Below are 18,443 nucleotides of genomic sequence, written 5' to 3' on the forward strand. Positions count from 1 at the left end.
GCCAGGTCGACGGGACGGCGGGCTCGCTGGCCTTCGTGGGCGGGGCCGTCCCGCTGAACGGCGCGGAAGAGGTCGACGGCCGGGCCGGTCTCGCGACCGTCAAGAAGGGCACCGTCCCCGGCACCTACACGGTGCTGGTGCGGTGCGGAACGTTCAGGGGGATCGGCGAGGTGCACATCGTGGACGGGAAGACGCGTCCGATGGCGCAGCCCACCCCGACCGGCGGGCCGGCGACGGGTGTCGGCGGCGGGACGGGCGGCGGAGACACCGCCCTTCTGCCCGGGGGAGGCGTCCTGCTGCTGGGCGGGATCGGTGCCGGCGCCATTGCCGTCCGCCGCAGGAATGGCACGGCCGCGTGATGGCGAGCCTTTCTCGCGAGGGCTGACTCCGACGATTCCAACAAGACGGGATGGGCGATGAGGGGAAAGGGCGGCCGGTGGGGTCTGGGGGCGCTGGCGGCGATCCTGACCGCCGCCGGCCTCGCCCTGGTGGTCCTCGGGCTGCGCGGCCCGGCCGGTCCGCCGAGCCCGCCCGCATGGGCCGCGACCACCCGGGCGGTCGACGGGCACGGGCCGGTGCTGGACCGCTCCCTGCCCGTCCGGGTGTCCATCCCGTCCATCGGGGTCCGGGCGCCGCTGGCCCGCCTGGGCCTCGTGGCCGGCGGCGAGGTGCAGGTCCCCCCGGCCGATCGGCCGGGGGAGGCCGGCTGGTACGAGGGCGGGCCCACCCCCGGCGAGCGCGGCGCGGCGGTCATCCTGGGCCACGTCGACTCCGCGAAGGGCGCCGCGGTCTTCTACGACCTGGGCCGGCTGAGGCCGGGGCACCGCGTCAAGGTGAGCCGCGCGGACGGCAGGGTCGCCGTGTTCACCGTCGAGTCCGTGGAGCGGGTCCCGAAGGGCCGGTTCCCCACCGCGCGCGTCTACGGCCCGCTCGACCATCCCGGGCTCCGCCTGGTCACCTGCGGCGGCGCGTTCGACCGGGCCGAGCGCAGCTACCAGGACAACGTCATCGTCTACGCCGCCGAGACCGCGGTCCGCTAGCCCAGGACTAGTGCGGCAGGACGAGGAGCAGTAGCGGGAGGACGGCGATGACCGGGACGGCGACCGACGCGGCGATGCGGGTCCGGCGGGGCAGCGGCTCCGGCTCCAGCAGCCGGTTCACCCGCGCCATCACCGGGATGTCGCTGTGCGAGGCGACGCCGAGCGTGCCGGACGGCGCGGCGGCCGGGCGGGCGGCGGCGAAGCGCAGCAGCGCGGTCGCCAGCTCGCGCGGCGGGCGGCCGTGCCGGGCCCGGTCGTCGGCGGCCATCTCGATCAGCAGCTCCACCGCGTCCAGGCACCGTCCGACCAGCCGGAACTGCGGGAACACCTGGCGCAGCGAGGCGAACGGCAGCAGCACCAGGTCGTGGCGCTCGCGGGCGTGGGCGCGCTCGTGCGCGAGCACCGCGGCCAGCTCGCCGCGGTCGAGCAGCTCCATCGTCCCGGCGCTGACGACGACCTTGGACGAGCGGACCCCCGGCACGCAGTACGCGGCGGCGCCGGGGTGGTCGAGGACGAGGGTGCCGGGCACCGAGGAGTCGCGGCGCGACACCAGCGCGAGCAGGGCCCGGTGCCGGCGCCGGGCCCGCACGACCCGCAGGACGGCGAACATCAGCATGACCAGCAGCACGCCGGTCAGGCTGATCGCGGCGAGCAGGGCCGCCACCTGCACCGGATTGAGCCGGGCCGCCTGGTCGTCGTACAGGCCGGGCAGCCCGCCGAGGACGCCCTTGCGGTACGGCAGGAGCGCGAGCCCGAGCAGGGCGCCGATCGTGGCGATGCCCCAGCACAGCCCGAGGGCCTGCCAGAGCGCGATCCCGATCCGGGGCGTGCGCCACGTCCACCGGGCCCGGGAGAGCAGGTGCGCCCCGCCGACGGTCCCCAGTGAGATCAATGCGAGCAGGGCGGTGCCGGTCATGCCGGAGGTTCCTTACCGGTGAGTCCCGCGAGGGCCTGGCGGATCACGTCGATCTCGCCCCGCGACACCGAGCGCACGAAGTGCGCGAGCGCCGCGTCGCGGTCACCGGTCTCGTTCAGGGCCCCGAGCATCAGCTCGGTGACGTACATCTCGCGGCTCGCCACCGGGTGGTAGCGCCACGCTCGGCCGTCGCGCTCGCGTTCCAGGAAGCCCTTCTTCGCGAGCCTGTCGAGGACGGTCATGACCGTGGTGTGCGCGAGGTCCCGGTCGTCGGCGAGGGCACGGCTCACGTCCCGCGCGGTGGCCGCCGGATGCCCGGCTTCCTCCCGCGCCCACAGGACCTCCATGACCGTGCGTTCAAGCTCTCCCAGACCCTTCACGCCCCCAGATTATCCGACGGTCACCGCACAGACCACGTCAGGTAGTACTACCGCCTGTAGGGGGCGCGACGAGCCCGAACTCGTAGGCGATGATGACGAGCTGGACCCGGTCCCGGGCGCCGAGCTTGGCGAACAGCCGCGCGACGTGCGCCTTCGCGGTGGCCACGCTGATGACCAGCTCCCCGGCGATCTCCTGGTTGGACAGCCCGAGCCCGACGAGGGTCAGCACCTCCCGCTCGCGCTCGGTGACGCCCTCCACGTGCCGGGGCCGCCCGGCGGCCGGTTGCGGACGCGCCGCGAACTCCTCGATCAGCCTCCGGGTGACGCCCGGCGCGATCAGGGCGTCCCCGCCGGCGACGACGCGGATCGCCGCGAGGATCTCCTCCAGCGCCATGTCCTTGACGAGGAACCCGCTGGCGCCCGCCCGGAGCGAGCCGTAGACGTAGTCGTCGTCGTCGAACGTGGTCAGCATCAGCACGCGGGCGGTGTCGGGCCCCGCACGTCGGATGCGGCGGGTGGCCTCGATGCCGTCCATGTCGGGCATGCGGATGTCCATCACGACCACGTCCGGGGTCGTCTCCTCCACGAGGCGGACCGCCTCGGCGCCGGTCCCGGCCTCGCCCGCGATCTCCAGGTCGGGGGTGTCGGCGATCAGGACGCGCAGCCCGGCGCGGATCAGCGGCTGGTCGTCGGCCAGCAGGACCCGGATCGTCATGCGGCCGCCGCCGGCGCCGGGATCCGCGCCGCCACCCGGAACCCTCCGCCGGGACGCGGGCCCGCGGCGAACTCGCCGCGCAGCAGAGCGACCCGCTCCCGCATCCCGACGAGGCCGTACCCGGTGCCGACCACGCCGCCGTGCCCGTCGTCCTCGATCTCGACGGCCAGCTCCCCGTCGCCGTAGCCGATCGTCACCCGGCAGCGGTCGGTGCCCGCGTGCCGGACGACGTTCGTGACCGCCTCCTGGACGATCCGGTAGGCGGACAGGTCGACGTCCGGCGGCAGCGGCCTCGGCTCGCCCGACGCGAGGACCTCGACGGTGACGCCCGCGTCTCCCGCGGCCTCGGCGAGGCGGCCCAGCTCGTCCAGGCCGGGGGCGGGTCCGAGCGGCGCCGCGCCGGGGTCGTCCTTGCGGAGCGCGGTGAGCATCCTGCGCAGCCCGGACAGCGCGTCGCGGCTGGTGGCCTCGATGGCGTCCAGCGCGTTGCGGGCCTCGGCGGGCTGGGAGTCGATGACCCGCCCGCCCACGCCCGCCTGGATCGCGATGATCCCGATGCTGTGGGCGACCATGTCGTGCAGCTCCCGCGCGATCCGGAGCCGCTCGGCCGCCACCGCCTGCGCGGTGGCCTGCTCCCGCATCGCCTCGGCGTGCGCGCGCCGCGTCCTGACCGAGTTCCCCGCCATGAACGTGACGGCCATCGCCAGCAGGACCGTCACCAGAAGGATCTCGTCGGCGTGCAGGAACGCCGTGACGGCCGCCGCCTGGAGGAGGCATGTCGTGACGGCGACGGGGACGGCGACCTTCCGGGGGCGGGTCGCCGCGACATAGCCGGACGAGACGTCGGTGACGAGGACCAGCAGACCGGCGACCGCCCCGGACGGCATCGCCAGCAGGGCGAGGATCCAGGCGGACAACAGGATCGCGTGGGTGGTCAGCGCCCGCCGCCGCAGCAGCAGGACCACGACGACGGTGAGACCCGCCGCGACGGGGGTCTCCAGCTGCCCGAAGCCGGACCTCGCTTGGGAGAACGTGAGGAACAGGACCACCGGGTACACGGCGGCGCCGCCCCAGGCGAGGGCCGTCCCCGTGCCGCGGCCCGCGCGGCTCAACGACAGGGCTGACATGCGCCGATCGTAACCGCCGCCCCCGTCCCGGCACATTGGCCCGGAGGCGTAATCCCGCGGGCTACAACGCCTTTCGCCCTTGCGTCCCGCGGCCCGATGCGCGGCGGATCCCCCTACCGGAACCGTTGCTCATGTGAAGCGCCTGGCACCTTTCATTCTGGCCGTCGAAGCCCTCGGGATCGTTGTCTTCTCCGCCACCTACGACTCGCTGGATTTCCGCATCTACTGGCTGGGCGGGCACGCCGTAACGGACGGCGCACGCCTCTACCAGGAACAGCTCGCCGAGCACTATTTCACCAACACGCCTTTCATGGCCGCGCTGTTCACCCCCCTGGCCGCCGTGCCGCTCCTCCTCGCCCGCATGCTGTGGCAACCGGCCTCGCTGGCGGCTTTCGTCTGGGCGTGCGGGCTGACGGTGAGAATGGCCGGCCGCAGGATCCCCCTCGTGGTCGTGGTGGCGGCGGGCCTGCTCCTCCAACCGGTCTGGCAGTCGTTCTTCCTCGGGCAGGTCAACCTCGTCCTGCTCGCTCTGGTCCTTGCCGACCTGCATCGCGTCGCTCGCGGTCGCCCAGCCGGAATCGGCATCGGAATGGCGACCGCGATCAAACTGACGCCGGCCGTCTTCGTCGTCCTGCTCCTGCTGAGCAGGCGGACCAAGGACGCTGTCACCGCCACCGCGACTTTCGCCGTCTGCACTTTCGTTGCGTACGCCATCGCCCCGGACGCGTCCCGCCTCTACTGGTCGCACATTTTCTACGACACCTCTCGCGTAGGCGTCTCCTACATCAGCAACCAATCCCCTTATGGCGCCCTGACCCGCGTGTTGCGGGGAACGGCCGAGGTCGGCGGCTGGTACACGGCCATACCGCTGACCCTCGGCCTCTGCGGGCTCGCCCTCGCCGCCCTCTGGGCGAGGCGGGACGACTGGCTGAGCGCGACGGCGGTCACCGGCGCGACGGGCCTGCTCGTCTCCCCGATCTCCTGGGCGCACCACTGGGTGTGGATCGTCCCGGCGCTGGCGGTGCTCCTCCGGAACGGCCACCGGAAGAGCGCCCTGACCGCCTACGTCCTCTTCGCCGTCTCACCTCTGTGGTGGACGCCCCACGGCGGCGACCCGCGCGAGTACGGCTTCCACGTCCTCCTGACCCCGGTCGCCAACTGCTACCTGCTGGCGGGCCTGTCCTTCCTGGCGTACATGGCGTTCCGCCTCCGGATCAGCCCGCCGGTTCCCTCCAGCGATCGTGGTGGACGGCGGCGTCCAGTGCCCTGCGGCGCCGCCAGCCGTGCCGTTCGAGATCCGGAACGGGTTCCAGGTGGGTGACGGGGCCGAGGCAGAGCCAGGCGACCGGGCGGATCGTCTCCGGGATGCCGAGCAGGTCGCGCAGGTGCGGCTCCCGGTAGAACGACACCCATCCGACGCCGAGCCCTTCGGCGGTGGCGGCGAGCCACAGGTTCTGGATGGCCAGGCACACCGAGTACAGCCCCGCGTCGGCGATCGCGTGCCGGCCCAGGACCGCCGGGCCGCCGCGCTCGGGATCGTAGGTGACCACGATCGACAGGCTGGACTCCAGGATCCCGTCGATCTTGATCCGGGCGAAGCGCTCGGCGGCGGCGCCGGTCAGGGTCGCGGCGAAGGCGGCGCGTTCGGACTGGACGTGGTCGTGGAAGGCCCGCCGGATCGCCGGGTCTCCCACGAGCACGAAGTCCCACGGCTGGGACAGTCCGACGCTCGGCGCGGCGTGCGCGGCCTCCAGGATCCGGTCCAGGACGTCCCGCGGCAGGGGCGCACCGGTGAACTCGCCGCGCACGTCGCGTCGGCGGTGGATGGCGTCGTAAATGTCCATGGCTAGCGATTCTGCCGACGCCGGGACGCCCGGCGGCGCACCCTCTCACCCTCGACGCCTTCATTGCTACCAACATTTGAAGTTTGTACTTCAAAAACAGGAAGTTCGCCGTTATGATCAGGGCCTCACGGCGACCGGGAGGCGAGATGGCGGGGTTGAGGGTCGGGTACGTGCTGCCGACGCGGGAGCAGGACCTTTCGGGCGAGCATGACCCGGGGCGGCTGGTGGCCCAGGCGCGGCGGGCGGAGGAGCTCGGGCTGGACTCGGTCTGGGCGGGCGAGAGCCCTGTGACCAGGCCGCGCGCGGATCCGCTGCTGGTGATGGCGGCCGTGGCGCAGGCCACCGAGCGGATCACGCTCGGCACGGCGGTGCTGCTGCCGGCGATGCGGAACCCGGTCCTGGTGGCGCACCAGCTCGCCACCCTCGACCGGCTGGCGGACGGGCGGCTCATCGCGGGCATGGGCGGCGGATTCCCGGGCGCCGCCACCGAGGCCCAGTTCGCGGCGGTCGGCGTCGACCACGCCCGGCGCCTCGGTCGGCTGGAGGAGTCCGTCGAGGTGATCCGGCGGCTGTGGACCGGGGCGGCCGTCTCCCACCGGGGCGAGCACTTCGCGTTCGAGGACGTCCGGCTCTCGCCGCCGCCGTCCCGCGCGGGAGGGCCGCCGATCTGGCTGGCGGGAGGCGGGCCCGCGCTGCGCCGCGTGGCGCGCCTCGCCGACGGCTGGCTCCCCTATCCGCTCGACGCGGCGACGTACGCGGAGGAGCACGAGACCCTCCGGAAGGCGACCGTCCGTCCGGTCACTCCCGCCCTGTACGCGACGCTCTGCGTGGACGACGACGCGGAGAAGGCACGGCAGCGGCTTCGGACGAGCATCGAGCGCTACTACAACGCGCCCCTGGAGTTCGTCGCGAAGATCCAGGCCATGTTCGCCGGGACGCCCGAGGAGGCCGCCGCCTGGCTGGACGGCTACACCGATGCCGGCGCCCGCCACCTGGTGATCCGGCTGGCGGCCGACGACCACGACGCCGCCCTGGAGGAGCTCGCCGACCGGGTGCTCCCTCTACTGCACGACAAGGAGAAGTGATGACCACGTTCGTCCTCGTCCACGGCGCCTGGCACGGGCCTTGGGCCTGGGACCGGGTCGTCCCGGTGCTCACCGCGGCCGGGGCTCGCACGCTGACCCCGGATCTGCAGGGCGGCGACCACGGGCTGCACGACCACGCCGAGGCGGTCGTGGCCGCCATCGACACCGTCCACGACGACTGCGTGCTGGTCGGGCACAGCTACGCGGGCCTGGTCGTCCGGGAGGCCGCCGACGCGCGGCCCGGGAACGTCGGCCACATCGTGCTGGTGGACGGGTGGGCGGGAGGCGACGGCGCCAGCCTGTTCGACCTGGCGCCCGACTTCTTCGTCGAGGCGATGCGCAAGTGGGCCGAGGCGAACGGGGACGGGCGCTCCATCCCGCCGCCGTCACCGGACCTGTTCGGCGTCACCGACGAGGCGGAGTGGCTGGCGGCGCGGCTCGTCCCGCAGCCGCTGCGGGCGTTCACCGAGACCACCCGGCTGAGCGGCGCCGTCGACCGGATCCCCGGCACGGCCGTCCACTGCGAGCCGCAGGTCTTCCCCTTCCGGGAGATCGGCGCGTCCGTCGGGTACCGGACGGTCCCGATCGACGGGCCGCACGACGTGATGGTGGCCGATCCGGAGGGCATCGCGCGCGTGATCCTGGAGGCGCCGGGCCTAGAGTGATGCGGTGGAACAGCGAACGTACAACCAGTACTGCGCGACGGCGCGCACCCTCGACCTCGTGGGCGAGCGCTGGACGCTGCTGCTGGTCCGCGAGCTGCTGACCGGGCCCAAGCGGTTCGGCGACCTGCAGGCCAGCCTGCGCGGCCTCGGCACCGGGCTCCTCGCCGCCCGCCTCAAGCAGCTGGAGCGCGAGGGCCTGGCGCGCAGGACCACGCTGCCGCCGCCCGCCCGCACCCCCGCCTACGCCCTCACCGAGGCCGGCGAGGAGCTCGGGCCCGCGATCCTGGAGCTGGCCCGGTGGGGACTGACATGGGCGATGGGCGAGCGGCGGCCGGACGAGACGTTCCATCCGGGCTGGACGGTCCTCGGGCTGCGGGCCTGCTTCGACCCCGAGGCGGCCGCCGGGCTGCGCGCCGTGTACGAGTTCCGCATCGACGACGAGGTCTTCCACGCCCGCATCGACGACGGGACGATCGAGGCGCTGCACGGGCCCGCCCAGCGCCCCGACGCGACCATCACGATCAGCGAGGAGGCGTTCCTCGGCATCACCGGCGGCGGCCACTCCCTCGCCAGGGCGATCGAGGAGGGCGCCGCCTCCGCGTCCGGCGACGAGGAGGCCCTGCGCAGGCTGCGGGACGTGTTCCGGTTGCCCACGCCGCGGCCCCGCCGGGCGGGGTGATCAAGGCCGTCCGGCGCCCGGGACGTCGACCTCAACGGTGAGGACCCGGCCGCTGCCGGGCGTCACCGGCTCGGCCTCGGTCATGCCGCGCCATTCGGCGGCCGTGACGAACAGCGTGGTCCCGCCCGGCCCGCCGAGGACGCAGGCGAAGCCCCCGCGATCGAGGTCGACCACGCGCAGCACCTCGCCGCCCTCGGCGACGCGCACGCACCGCCGGTGGGGGACGTCGGCGTACCAGACGGCGTTCTCCGCGTCCACGCAGATGCCGTCCGGGACGCCGTCGCCGAGGTCCGCCCAGGTCCGGCGGCCGGACAGCCCTCCGTCCGCGCCGATGTCGAACGCCAGCAGGCCGCTGCCGTAGGAGTCCGCGACGATCAGCGTGGAGTCGCCGGGCGTCACCGCCATGCCGTTGGGGAACGCGATGTCGCCGGCCACCTCGCGCACGGAACCGTCCGGCCGCACCAGGGCGACCGCCCCGGGCGCGAACTCCTCCCCGGCCATCGGGTCGAAGCCGGGACGGTTGACGTAGACGTTGCCGCGCCCGTCGGCGACCACGTCGTTCCAGCCCGGCCGGCCGAGATCGGCGTGGGTGACCAGGGATCCGTCCGGTTCCCGGCGCAGGAGCCGCCCGTCCGCCGACGAGACGATCACCATCCGGCCGTCCGGCAGCCACGCGGTGCACAGCGGGAGCGACTCCACCCGCGCCACCACCTCGCTCGCGCCGTCCGATCCGACCGCGATGACCTCGCCCGCGGACCAGTCGGAGAAGTACAACCGGTCACCGTGCCAGCGCGGCGACTCGACCAGTCCACGGCCGTCGAGCAGCGTCCGTACCTCGTCCATCTTCCTCACCATCCTCCTCGGACACCGATGTTCCGCCCTCTACACGAACGGCCCCCGGCCAGATCGACACATCGCCGCCGAATGTCCCGGGCCTGCGTTCCGCTGGAGCCGGGAGGGCCCGAGTACACACTGGGAGGCCCCCGAGTGTGTATCGTGTGCTCCATGGCGAGACTCAACATCACGCTGCCCGACGAGCTTGCCGCCACGCTCCAGGGACTCGCCGAGGACAAGAAGATCGCCTCGGTGTCGGGGTTCCTCGCGGACGGCGCGCGGCTGAAGCTGGCCTACCTGCGGGACGCGTCCACGATCGACGACCTGTTCGGCCCGCCGAGCCCGGACGAGCAGGCCATGGTCGACCGGCTGGTCGAGGGCGGCCCCTCGTCCCGCCGGGACGTCGCGTGATCACCGGTCACGTCTTCGACGCGACCGCACTCCTGGACCTCGCCACCGGCAAGACCGTCTACGTCCGCGCCCGGCTCCGGGCGTCCATCGCCCAGCACGCCACCATCGTCATCCCCGCGACCTCGCTGGCCCGCGCCTGGCAGCTCGTCCCCGACCACGGCCGCGCCCTGCTGGAACGCCTCCCCGGCATGCAGGTCGTGCACGTCGACGACCTCGACGACGTGATCGCCCAGCAGACCGGCCTGCTCGTCACGACGATCCCGAACCTCGGCATGGACGCCGCCCAGGCCGCCTGGTCCGCCCGGTGGCGCCGCTGGCCGCTGGTCACCGCCGACCCCGACCTCTACGCGTCCGTCCCGGGCGTCCGCGTGGAGCAGATCCCCTGACCCGGTCCGCGGTCGGCCGGTCGCGGGTCAGGTCGTGAGCTCCAGCTCCAGCTGTTCGTGGACGGGTTCCGGGGGCGGCGGCGCGGTCGGGCGGGAGCGGCCCGGCCACCACCAGTTGGCGTGGCCGAGCAGGCTCATCAGCGCCGGGACGAGCATGAGGCGCACGATCGTGGCGTCCATGGCGACGGCGACCGCCAGCCCCAGGGCCATCATCTTCACCATGGGGTCCGGCTGCGGGACGAAGCTGGCGAACACGAAGATCATGATGAGCGCGGCCGAGGTGATGAGGCGGGCGGTGACGCCGATGCCGATCACGACGGACTCGTGCGGATCGCCCGTCCGGTCGTACTCCTCCTTGATCCGCGACAGCAGGAAGACCTCGTAGTCCATGGACAGCCCGAAGATCAGGGCGAACATGAACAGCGGGATGAACGACATGATGGGGATGGCCTGGTCGACGCCGAACAGCTCGACGCCCCAGCCCCACTGGAAGACGGCCGTGACGACGCCGAACGAGGCGCCGATCGACAGCAGGTTCATCAGGGCGGCCTTCACCGGGACGATCACCGACCGGAACGCGACGACCAGCAGCAGGAGGGCGACGCCCACCACCGCGACGACCACGGTCGGCATGCGGTCCCCGACCGTGGCGGCGATGTCGATGATCGCCGGGTTCTCCCCGCCGAGGTAGATCCGGGTGCCCGGGTGGGCGGCCCGCGCGTCGCGGAGCTCCACGTTCCGCAGGCGGTGGACGAGGTCGGTGGTCGACGCGGCGTGCGGCGCGTCCCGCGGGACGACCTGCACGATCGCCGTCGTCCCGGTCACGACGGGCTCCCCGGCGAACACCACGCCGGGCACCTCGGAGAGCTTCTGCCGCAGTTCCTGCCCGAGGAGCACCGCGCGCTTGTCGGGCTTCTTGCTCGTGTCCGGCGCGCCCTTGGGACGGGCCGGCTCCGGGGACGGACTCGGCCCGGCCGCCGCCGGGCCCGTCAGGCCGGACAGCCCCCCGCGTCCCTTGACGGTCGGGACCACGCGCTTCGGTCTGACGCGCTTCTCCTCGCCCGGCACCTTCGCGACCACGACGAACGGGCTGTAGTGGCCCGCGCCGAACTCTTCGGCGACGATGTCGTAGGCCTGCCGCGCCTCCATCTTCGGGGACGACATGCTGTCGGCCATCACCCCGAACCGCAGGCTGAGCGTCGGGATGGACAGCGTCAGCAGGACGAGCGTCGCGACGATCGCGTACGGCCAGGCGTGGCGGTCGACGTGCCGCCCCCAGGCCGCCCAGCGGGCGGAGCCGCGGTCCGGGCGCACCCGGGGCATGCGGTACCGGTCGATGCGCGGGCCCAGGGCGCCGAGGATCGCCGGCAGCAGGGTCAGCGCGGCGGCGACCATGATCGCGACGGTCAGCGCGGCGGCGATCCCGATGCGTCCGATGAAGGCGATCCCGGACAGGAACAGCCCGCAGATCGCGAACACGACGGTGCCGCCGGCGAACACGACCGCGTGGCCCGAGTGCGCCATGGCGCGCCCGACCGCGGTCTCGACGTCGTCGCCCTCGGCGAGCTGCTGCCGGTAGCGCGTCACGATGAACAGGGCGTAGTCGATCCCGGCGCCGATGCCGAGCATCGCGGCGACCATCGGCGCGGTCGGCGCGATCTGGAACATCGACGCGAGGAAGTGGATCAGCGAGTACGCGACCACCATCCCGCACAGCGACACCACGACCGGGATACCCGCGGCGAGGAACGAGCCGAACGCCAGCAGCAGGACGAGCATCGCCAGCAGGATCCCGACGCCCTCCTGCGGCCCGCCCTTCGGCTGGTTGAGGATCATCGCGACGATCCCGCCGAACTTCACCTCCAGCCCGGCCATCCGCGCGGGCTCGACGGCCCGGTTCAGCGCGTCGAGGTCGGCGTGGCCGACGTCGCTCATCGTGCCGGTGAAGTTGAGCCGGACGACGACGGCGTCGTCGTCCTTCAGTCCGCCCATCCCCTGCGCGTAGGGGTTCTCGACGAACGCGACCCGGTCGAGCCCGCCGATGTTCTCGATCGACTGGCCGACGGTGAGCGCGACCCTCCAGTCGGCGGGGCTGGCCTGGCGGGTCTCGTGGAACACCACGGTCGCGGTCGGCCCGGTCATCGCGGGGAAGTCCTGCCCGAGCGTGTCGATGGCGCGCTGGGTCTCGGTGCCGGGCAGCGTGCTCTGCTGGACGAACATGCCCCCGTGCACCAGGCCGAGCACACCGGCGCCGATCATCGCGGCGACCCAGAGCTCGAACACCGCGCGGCGCCGTCGCACGCAGAGCCGTCCGAGTGCCTCCAGGAAACGCGCCATGCCCGCAGAAAACACCCATTGCATGCAGTTTTGCAATAGTTGCAACTTTGCAGTCATGGTAATGTCCGTCACATGGAGGACGCCGGCCGGCCGGGGCTGCGGGAGCGCAAGAAGATGCGCACGCGGCAGGCCATCGCGACGGCCGCGCTGCGCCTGTTCGCCGAGCGCGGCTACGAGGAGACGACGATCGCCGACATCGCGGCCGCCGCCGACGTCTCCCCCCGCACGTTCTTCAGCTACTTCCCCTCCAAGGAAGACGTGATCTTCGCCGAGATCGACGACCGGCTCGCCGAGGTCGCCGAGCGGCTGCGCCGCACCCCCGGCGAGTCCCCCATGGAGACGATCCGGCGCAGCATCGTGGACGTCCTGGAGGCGGTGGTGGCCGAGCACCGCGAGTACGGCCCCGTCCAGGTCGCCCTCATCCTGGAGCGTCCCGCCCTGCGCGCCCGGGCGCTGCAGCGCATGACCGACGCCCAGGACGCGATCGAGGCGCTGCTGCGCGAACTGTGCCCCGGCATCTCCGAGATCGACGCGGTGGCCGCCGCGGGCATCGCGGTCGGCGGCATGCAGGCGGTCGTCGCGCACTGCCGCCGCGAGGGCTACGACCCCCTGTCCATGCGCACCGCCCTCGACCGCGCCGTGGACCTGGTCGAGCACGGCCTCGTCTCGGTGGACGCGCTGTCGCGCCCCTCCCCCTGAACCGCCGGGCACCGGCCGGCGGAGGCGCCCGCCGACCGGTGCCCGGCTCAAGGGTCGCCCCGCCGGTGAGCTCGCCGTCCGCCGTGCGGCTAACGCTCCCGGACGGCGTAGGTCAGGTGCGTCGCCCTCGGGGAGGGCTCCGCACGGACCGGCTCCAGGGCCACGCGGCCCGCGTCCACGCCCTCGAACAGGCGGACACCGGAGCCGAACAGCACGGGCGACAGCGCGATCGAGAACTCGTCGACCAGGCCGGCGTTCACGTACTCCAGGATCGTCGCGCCGCCGCCCGCGATGCGGACGTCGCGGTCGCCGGCGGCCTCGCGGGCCTGGTCGAGCGCGGACTCGATGCCGTCGTTGACGAAGTGGAAGGTGGTCCCACCCGGCCGCTCCCAGGGGTCACGCTTCTCGTGCGTCACGACGAAGACCGGCGTGTGGAACGGCGCCTCCTCCGGCCACATCCGCTCGCCCGCGTCGAACATGCGCTTGCCCATGACGCTCGCGCCGGTGCGCTCGAACGTCTCCCGCACGATGTCGTTGTCGCGCCCTTCCTCGCCGCCCTCGCCGAGGTTCAGGTTCTCCCGGAAGAACCGCTGCGGGAGGATCCACGCCTGCAGTTCCCTCCACTGCCGCCCCATCAGCTCCCCCAGGGACTCGGGTGCGATGAAGCCGTCGAGCGACATGGACACGCTGAAGAACACTTTCCCGGCCATCAGTCCTCGGCCCCCTTCCGAACGATCTCGGTGACGTAGGCGGCCAGGTTGCCCAGGGTCTGCCGGCCGCCCTCGATCGCGTGGTACTTCTCGACCGCCTCGTCGCGCAGTTCCCTGGTGGGGAACACCGTGTTCATCTCGATCCGGGTCGCCGCGCCGTCGGGCGCGAACGTCAGGACCGACGTGAAGGCGTTCGGGTCGCCGCGGGTCTCACCGTGCAGCAGCGCGATCCGCTCCGGCGGGGCGATCTCGGTCCAGGTGATCCACTCCTGGTAGTCCGTCCCGTCCGGCCCGTGCAGCACGAAGTCCCACTCACCGCCGACGCGGAACTCGAAGGACCGCGTGGTGGTGGTGAACCCCTCCGGCCCCCACCACCGCGACAGGTGCCGCACCTCGGTGAACGCCTCGAACACCAGCTCCCGCGGGGCGTCGATGACCCGGGAGACCACGATCTCCCGGTCGGCCGTCGCCGGCTCCGCCCCCGTTGGCTGCCTTCTCCCTGCCATAGGTCATTCCTCCTGCCGTGTCTGCTTGAGGTCCTGCACGTAGGTGTCCAACCGGTCGAAACTCTCGTTCCAGAACCGCTCGAATCCGCCGGTCCACTCGTGGACCGGCCGCAGCCCGCGGGCGTCCAGGCCGTAGAGGCGCTGCTTGCCCTCCCTGCGGTCCCGCACCAGCCCCACCTCCCGGAGCACCCGCAGGTGCTTGGACGCCCCCGGCTGAGTCATCCCCAGCTCCCGGGCCAACTCGGTCACCGGCCGCTCGCCCGACCGCAGCAGCGCCAGGATGTCCCGGCGCTGCGGCTCGGCGATCGCGTTGAAGACGTCCGACGTCGTCGCTGCTCGTGCCATGACCTCATCATATGCCCATATCGGCATGCGTCAAGCAGGAGCGGATCGAGCGGGTCCCGTTCGCCGGTGTCAGCGATCGGATGCGGCGAAAGATCAGTAAATGTCGCCGGCGCGGTGTAGAACTGCGGCCGTGGCAGACGAGACCGGGCGGACGGACGACCGCACGCGACTTTCCGAGCATGAACCCGCCGTCGAGGCGATGCTGAGCCGGCTCGTCACGAGACACGGGTTCGGCGGACGGCCCACGAGCACGCTCGCCCACATCGACATGGTCGGCCGGTTCTTGGCCGGAGCGGAGGACGCCGCGACGGCCGCGGCCGGGCAGACGTCCGCCATCTGCCCGTGGGGGCCGCTGGTCGGACGGATCGGCGCCGTCGCGGTGCGGGCCGTCTCGCCCGCCACCGCCGATCACCACCGGGAGGGCCTGCTGGCGCTGCTGGAGATGTGGTCGCGCTCGCCCATGGCCGATCCGGCCGTCCGGCTGCGCCGGGGACGCGTGGCCGCGACCGCCACCGCCTCGCGGGACGAGCACGGGGCGGCCGTGACGATCGGGGGCGCCGACGCGGAACGGATCGCCCGCGAGAATCCGGAGCTGGTCTTCCTCGACCGCGCGTTCGGGCAGGCCGACCCGCCCGCCCTCGGCGCGGTCGTGGACGTCGCCGAAGCACCCCTGAGGTGGGGTGACGCCGATCAGCTCACCCGGCTGGTCGCGCTGGTCCGCGCCAAGGGCCCGGTGCCCTGGGACCGCGGCGCCGTGGACCTCCTGGCCGAGAGGACCGGCACGTCCCGCACCACCGCGGCCGTGGCGCTGTGCGGGTTCCCCGGGCACCCCAACTCCAACGGGAGCGAGCTGACCGCGCAGGCGCGCAAGACCCTCAAGGTCACGCTCCGCGACCTCCAGGACGCCTGGTTCCGGGACATGGAAGGGCACACCGACGAGGACCGGCTCGAACTGCTCGCCGAGATCCTCCCGCAGGACCCGGAACGGTTGTGGGAGCCCGGAGGGCTCAGCGAGGTCGCGCTGCGTCTCTCGCAGGCGTGGCGGCAGAGATTCGGCGAGAAGCGGGTCGCGCCCCTGAGCACCGTTCAGGCGGCCGAGAAGGCGGCCCCGAATGTCACCGGCGCGCAACTGTGCGAATGGCTCGCCGATCCCGGTGCCGTCCCGCTGCTCACCAAGGACCTGGACACCTGGCTGGAGTCCGCCGACAGCCCCAGGTACAAGAGCCAGAAGTGCGTCCCTGCCGCCGAGACGCTCCAACTGCAGAACCTGATCGAAGCCGTGTTGCTCGGGCTCCGGTGGTCCTACGAGGAACTTCCTGTGGGTGACCCGGTTCGGGAGGGCGCGCCCGCGGCCAACGACCTGCTGCTCCAACGGCTGGCGAACCCCGGCCTGCTGCTGCCCGCCTGCCTCTTCGACGTCAGGGCGCAGGGGCCGGACGCGATCACCTCCAGGTTCGGGACCGTCCCCCACAGCGGCCCGAGCGAACTCACGGTCGACTACGTCGACGACGGCCTCACGGTCGCCTCACTCGTCGCCCGGCAGCGGCTCGCGAACCTGTTCTTCCGCCCCGCCCTGTACGGCGTCGACGGCCGGACCGAGCGTCTGGCCGAGGTGGTGGACGCGCCCCGGAACAGCAGGCACGCCTTCGAACGCGTGCGCCTGCTGCGCGGGAAGGGCGCCCAGGCCATGGCGCACCGAATCCGCTCCGGCGCGCTGCCGGAAGGGGCATACGAGGCCGATCCGTCGGCTTCGGCGCCCTCCCTGGTGGAGGAGGCCGTCGGGCGCCTCGACGTCCCGCCGGACTCCGCGGCCCTCTACCTCCAGTTGCTGGCCCTCGACGAACCGACGGACCGCAACGTGCGGAAGTGGAACCGCTGGACCCCCGCCCGCCTCCGCAAGGCCGCCGACCCCCTGGTGGCCCGGAATCTGGTGATCCGGAGCGAGCAGGCGCGCGAGGGACGCAAGATCTTCCTCCCCGGCCCCTGGACCCAGGGCCCACCGCCCCAGGAAATGTGGAAGGCCGACCTGAAGACCGCGGCCGACGCGGAAGACCCCCACAGCCCCTTCACCTGGCGGTCGCTCCCCGACCGCTTCACCTACGCCTGGCACCACGCCCAAGAGCGAACCGACGCCCACCGCACCCCGTGAGCGCTCTGGGAACCGACCCGCTTGCCCGCGGCCCGCTCCTCGGGATCGGCGTCGCGCCAGGCCGCGAGGCCGCCGCTCACCAGGGGCCGTAGGGGCCCTGGCGGGAGCCGCCGCGGCCGCCGTTGTTCTTCTTGAACGGGCCGACGGCCGGGCGGACGTCGGCGAGGTAGACGGCGGCGGCGATGAACGCGGCGACCGGGAGGATGCCGAGCAGCAGGGCGATGGGGCTGGCGCCGAGCGCCACCGGCGCGACCGCGTACGCGGCGCCGACCACCGTCGCGACGATCAGGATGATCATCCACAGCTTCTTGCTCTGCTTGCTCGCGGCGGCGTAGGCGTTCACGGGTACGGTCAGCGAGTCGACCAGCGCCCACGCCTCCATCACGAACGCGATGATCAGCAGCAACCAGAAGAAGTAGTCCAGCACGTTGAAGCCCGACATCGGCGATCAGCGCTCCTGCTCGTCTCGGACGGCGACTCCTCGTCGCACGCGGGTCTTCCTTTACCGCAACCCTATGCGCACCGTCCACCAGGGCGGCCTGATGGACCAGGCACCTGTAGGGACGACGGAGCCCGGCCGGGTGTTCCCGGCCGGGCTCCGTCGTTCGACGCCTTTACTTCTTCGCGGTGGAGCGGGACTGCCCGGTGGCCCGGCTCTGCACCGTCCGGCGCTGCGCGGTGCGGGCCTTGGACGCCTGCTTCGGCGCGGCCTGGTCGGCCGCGGCGATCTCGGCGACCTCGGAGGCCTCGCGGTGCACGACCTTCTTGCCGCGCTCGGCGAGCTCGTCGATGAACTCGAAGGCGCGGGTGCCGAAGTGCGTGGCGTACGCGACGGCGGCGCCCGGCAGGTCCTTGGCGTCCACGCGCTCCTGGTACCGGGAGACCTCGCCGCGGTAGCGGGCGGCGGTCTGGCGGACCTGCACGCGGTAGCGGTCGACGGTCTCGCGGACCTCGCCCTGGTACCTGGTCACCTGCTCCGGGACCTCACGGATCTTCTCCACCGCGAAGTCGCCGGCGCCGGCCACGGCGTACACGGCCTTGTTCTCACGAAGGTTGCTGGCCAGCGTCATCCGACCTCTTCCTTTCCTTGCGCTCTGGTCCGGCCTGTTCTGGTCCGGCCTCTTGCGGTACGGCGGTCTCGGCGGGCACATCGAGCTCGGCGCCGAGGACGCCGCTGGCTTCGTTCTCCTTGAGGAACGACGCGTAGATGTCGAGCAGAACCTGCTTCTGCCGTTCCGTGAGGACGAGATCGGCCCGCACGGCGGCCTGCACGTCGGTGTCGGCCTCGCGGTCCTCCAGGATCCCGGCCTGCACGTACAGCGCCTCGGCGGAGATCCGCAGCCCTTTGGCGATCTGCTGCAGGATCTCGGCGCTCGGCTTGCGCAGGCCGCGTTCGATCTGGCTCAGGTACGGGTTGGAGATCCCGGACACGTCCGCCAGCTGGCGGAGCGAGATCTTCGCCCGTGTCCGCTGCTCCCGGATGTACTCCCCGATCGAGCCGACCTTCGAACTCGCCATGTCTCCACTCTCCGTCATGGTGCTTGCTATTGCAAGCACCATAGCTAGCACTTCGTGGTGAATCGCCTCACATGCCGGAAATGCCGGATGAACCGTC

The 18,443-nt window shown here is 72.6% G+C and carries 23 protein-coding genes; 10 read left to right on the forward strand and 13 right to left on the reverse strand.

Translation table 11 applies throughout. The features are described from left to right. Together AB0H37_RS41470 and AB0H37_RS41475 are read left to right on the forward strand one after the other, a co-directional pair. On the forward strand, nucleotides 1-359 hold a 359-nt coding region (locus tag AB0H37_RS41470), incomplete at its 5' end, for a hypothetical protein (RefSeq protein ID WP_360618134.1). Nucleotides 360-416: 57 nt separating this feature from the next. Then, a complete protein-coding gene (locus AB0H37_RS41475) occupies nucleotides 417-1,040 on the forward strand; it encodes a class F sortase (protein WP_360618135.1) in 624 nt (207 codons plus the stop codon). 7 nt (nucleotides 1,041-1,047) lie between these two features. Here the strand turns inward: AB0H37_RS41475 and AB0H37_RS41480 are convergent, their stop codons facing one another. Genes AB0H37_RS41480 through AB0H37_RS41495 form a run of 4 tightly spaced genes read right to left on the reverse strand, consistent with a single transcriptional unit; the run spans nucleotide 1,048 to nucleotide 4,178 of the window. Continuing rightward, nucleotides 1,048-1,956 carry a M56 family metallopeptidase gene (locus tag AB0H37_RS41480; protein WP_179832353.1) on the reverse strand — a complete coding sequence of 303 codons (909 nt, stop codon included), beginning with the start codon at nucleotides 1,954-1,956 and terminating at the stop codon, nucleotides 1,048-1,050. Beyond that, nucleotides 1,953-2,336, reverse strand: a complete 384-nt coding sequence (locus AB0H37_RS41485) for a BlaI/MecI/CopY family transcriptional regulator (protein ID WP_179832352.1) — start codon at nucleotides 2,334-2,336, stop codon at nucleotides 1,953-1,955. The genes AB0H37_RS41480 and AB0H37_RS41485 overlap by 4 nt, the downstream gene beginning before the upstream one ends. 37 nt (nucleotides 2,337-2,373) lie before the next feature. Further along, on the reverse strand, nucleotides 2,374-3,051 hold the full coding sequence (locus AB0H37_RS41490) for a response regulator transcription factor (RefSeq protein WP_360618136.1): 678 nt from the start codon (nucleotides 3,049-3,051) through the stop codon (nucleotides 2,374-2,376). Further along, nucleotides 3,048-4,178, reverse strand: a complete 1,131-nt coding sequence (locus tag AB0H37_RS41495; RefSeq protein WP_360618137.1) for a sensor histidine kinase — start codon at nucleotides 4,176-4,178, stop codon at nucleotides 3,048-3,050. The genes AB0H37_RS41490 and AB0H37_RS41495 overlap by 4 nt, the downstream gene beginning before the upstream one ends. 133 nt (nucleotides 4,179-4,311) lie before the next feature. Between AB0H37_RS41495 and AB0H37_RS41500 the strand changes: the two genes are divergently transcribed. Further along, nucleotides 4,312-5,499, forward strand: coding sequence for a glycosyltransferase 87 family protein (locus AB0H37_RS41500; RefSeq protein WP_360618139.1), 1,188 nt, complete (start codon nucleotides 4,312-4,314; stop codon nucleotides 5,497-5,499). On the opposite strand, the gene bluB is transcribed toward AB0H37_RS41500, so the two are convergent. Then, the gene (bluB, locus tag AB0H37_RS41505) at nucleotides 5,393-6,022 is read right to left on the reverse strand and encodes a 5,6-dimethylbenzimidazole synthase (RefSeq protein WP_360618140.1); all 630 of its coding nucleotides are present in this window, start codon (nucleotides 6,020-6,022) and stop codon (nucleotides 5,393-5,395) included. The genes AB0H37_RS41500 and bluB overlap by 107 nt on opposite strands. A 146-nt stretch (nucleotides 6,023-6,168) precedes the next feature. On the opposite strand from bluB, the gene AB0H37_RS41510 reads away from it, so the two are divergent. The 3 genes from AB0H37_RS41510 to AB0H37_RS41520 are packed head-to-tail and all read left to right on the forward strand — an operon-like array spanning nucleotide 6,169 to nucleotide 8,451. Further along, the gene (locus AB0H37_RS41510; RefSeq protein WP_360618141.1) at nucleotides 6,169-7,107 is read left to right on the forward strand and encodes an LLM class flavin-dependent oxidoreductase; all 939 of its coding nucleotides are present in this window, start codon (nucleotides 6,169-6,171) and stop codon (nucleotides 7,105-7,107) included. Then, the gene (locus AB0H37_RS41515) at nucleotides 7,107-7,772 is read left to right on the forward strand and encodes an alpha/beta fold hydrolase (RefSeq protein WP_360618142.1); all 666 of its coding nucleotides are present in this window, start codon (nucleotides 7,107-7,109) and stop codon (nucleotides 7,770-7,772) included. Before AB0H37_RS41510 ends, AB0H37_RS41515 begins: the two co-directional genes overlap by 1 nt. Before the next feature lie 4 nt (nucleotides 7,773-7,776). Next, the gene (locus tag AB0H37_RS41520) at nucleotides 7,777-8,451 is read left to right on the forward strand and encodes a winged helix-turn-helix transcriptional regulator (protein WP_329095629.1); all 675 of its coding nucleotides are present in this window, start codon (nucleotides 7,777-7,779) and stop codon (nucleotides 8,449-8,451) included. Here AB0H37_RS41520 and AB0H37_RS41525 read toward each other — a convergent pair whose 3' ends face one another. Continuing rightward, nucleotides 8,452-9,294 carry an SMP-30/gluconolactonase/LRE family protein gene (locus tag AB0H37_RS41525; protein WP_360618144.1) on the reverse strand — a complete coding sequence of 281 codons (843 nt, stop codon included), beginning with the start codon at nucleotides 9,292-9,294 and terminating at the stop codon, nucleotides 8,452-8,454. A 162-nt stretch (nucleotides 9,295-9,456) separates the two neighbouring features. On the opposite strand from AB0H37_RS41525, the gene AB0H37_RS41530 reads away from it, so the two are divergent. Together AB0H37_RS41530 and AB0H37_RS41535 are read left to right on the forward strand one after the other, a co-directional pair. Then, nucleotides 9,457-9,696 (forward strand): hypothetical protein, encoded by a 240-nt coding sequence (locus AB0H37_RS41530; RefSeq protein WP_149263024.1) that lies wholly within the window; start codon nucleotides 9,457-9,459, stop codon nucleotides 9,694-9,696. Next, on the forward strand, nucleotides 9,693-10,082 hold the full coding sequence (locus tag AB0H37_RS41535; protein ID WP_179832343.1) for a hypothetical protein: 390 nt from the start codon (nucleotides 9,693-9,695) through the stop codon (nucleotides 10,080-10,082). Before AB0H37_RS41530 ends, AB0H37_RS41535 begins: the two co-directional genes overlap by 4 nt. Before the next feature lie 27 nt (nucleotides 10,083-10,109). On the opposite strand, the gene AB0H37_RS41540 is transcribed toward AB0H37_RS41535, so the two are convergent. Beyond that, the gene (locus AB0H37_RS41540; RefSeq protein ID WP_360618147.1) at nucleotides 10,110-12,419 is read right to left on the reverse strand and encodes an MMPL family transporter; all 2,310 of its coding nucleotides are present in this window, start codon (nucleotides 12,417-12,419) and stop codon (nucleotides 10,110-10,112) included. 72 nt (nucleotides 12,420-12,491) lie between these two features. Between AB0H37_RS41540 and AB0H37_RS41545 the strand changes: the two genes are divergently transcribed. Beyond that, the gene (locus AB0H37_RS41545; protein WP_329095638.1) at nucleotides 12,492-13,118 is read left to right on the forward strand and encodes a TetR family transcriptional regulator; all 627 of its coding nucleotides are present in this window, start codon (nucleotides 12,492-12,494) and stop codon (nucleotides 13,116-13,118) included. Nucleotides 13,119-13,207: 89 nt separating this feature from the next. On the opposite strand, the gene AB0H37_RS41550 is transcribed toward AB0H37_RS41545, so the two are convergent. The 3 genes from AB0H37_RS41550 to AB0H37_RS41560 are packed head-to-tail and all read right to left on the reverse strand — an operon-like array spanning nucleotide 13,208 to nucleotide 14,679. After that, a complete protein-coding gene (locus AB0H37_RS41550; protein ID WP_179832341.1) occupies nucleotides 13,208-13,828 on the reverse strand; it encodes a dihydrofolate reductase family protein in 621 nt (206 codons plus the stop codon). Beyond that, entirely contained in the window at nucleotides 13,828-14,334 is a 507-nt protein-coding gene (locus tag AB0H37_RS41555) for an SRPBCC family protein (RefSeq protein WP_329095640.1), read from the reverse strand. The genes AB0H37_RS41550 and AB0H37_RS41555 overlap by 1 nt, the downstream gene beginning before the upstream one ends. Nucleotides 14,335-14,337: 3 nt before the next feature. Next, complete coding sequence (locus tag AB0H37_RS41560) at nucleotides 14,338-14,679, reverse strand: metalloregulator ArsR/SmtB family transcription factor (protein WP_179832339.1); 342 nt, start codon at nucleotides 14,677-14,679, stop codon at nucleotides 14,338-14,340. Nucleotides 14,680-14,809: 130 nt separating this feature from the next. Here AB0H37_RS41560 and AB0H37_RS41565 point away from each other — a divergent pair, with 130 nt between their 5' ends. Further along, complete coding sequence (locus AB0H37_RS41565; RefSeq protein ID WP_360618149.1) at nucleotides 14,810-16,828, forward strand: hypothetical protein; 2,019 nt, start codon at nucleotides 14,810-14,812, stop codon at nucleotides 16,826-16,828. A 76-nt stretch (nucleotides 16,829-16,904) separates the two neighbouring features. On the opposite strand, the gene AB0H37_RS41570 is transcribed toward AB0H37_RS41565, so the two are convergent. The 3 genes from AB0H37_RS41570 to AB0H37_RS41580 all read right to left on the reverse strand — a co-directional run bounded on the left by AB0H37_RS41570 (nucleotide 16,905) and on the right by AB0H37_RS41580 (nucleotide 18,346). Next, nucleotides 16,905-17,270 (reverse strand): DUF2516 family protein, encoded by a 366-nt coding sequence (locus AB0H37_RS41570; protein ID WP_329095644.1) that lies wholly within the window; start codon nucleotides 17,268-17,270, stop codon nucleotides 16,905-16,907. A gap of 172 nt (nucleotides 17,271-17,442) precedes the next feature. Beyond that, complete coding sequence (locus AB0H37_RS41575) at nucleotides 17,443-17,898, reverse strand: hypothetical protein (protein ID WP_329095646.1); 456 nt, start codon at nucleotides 17,896-17,898, stop codon at nucleotides 17,443-17,445. Continuing rightward, nucleotides 17,873-18,346 carry a helix-turn-helix transcriptional regulator gene (locus tag AB0H37_RS41580; protein WP_179832336.1) on the reverse strand — a complete coding sequence of 158 codons (474 nt, stop codon included), beginning with the start codon at nucleotides 18,344-18,346 and terminating at the stop codon, nucleotides 17,873-17,875. The genes AB0H37_RS41575 and AB0H37_RS41580 overlap by 26 nt, the downstream gene beginning before the upstream one ends. Between the last annotated feature and the right edge of the window lie 97 nt (nucleotides 18,347-18,443).

The sequence above is a fragment of the Actinomadura sp. NPDC023710 genome (assembly GCF_040639875.1).
Classification (GTDB): domain Bacteria; phylum Actinomycetota; class Actinomycetes; order Streptosporangiales; family Streptosporangiaceae; genus Spirillospora; species Spirillospora citrea.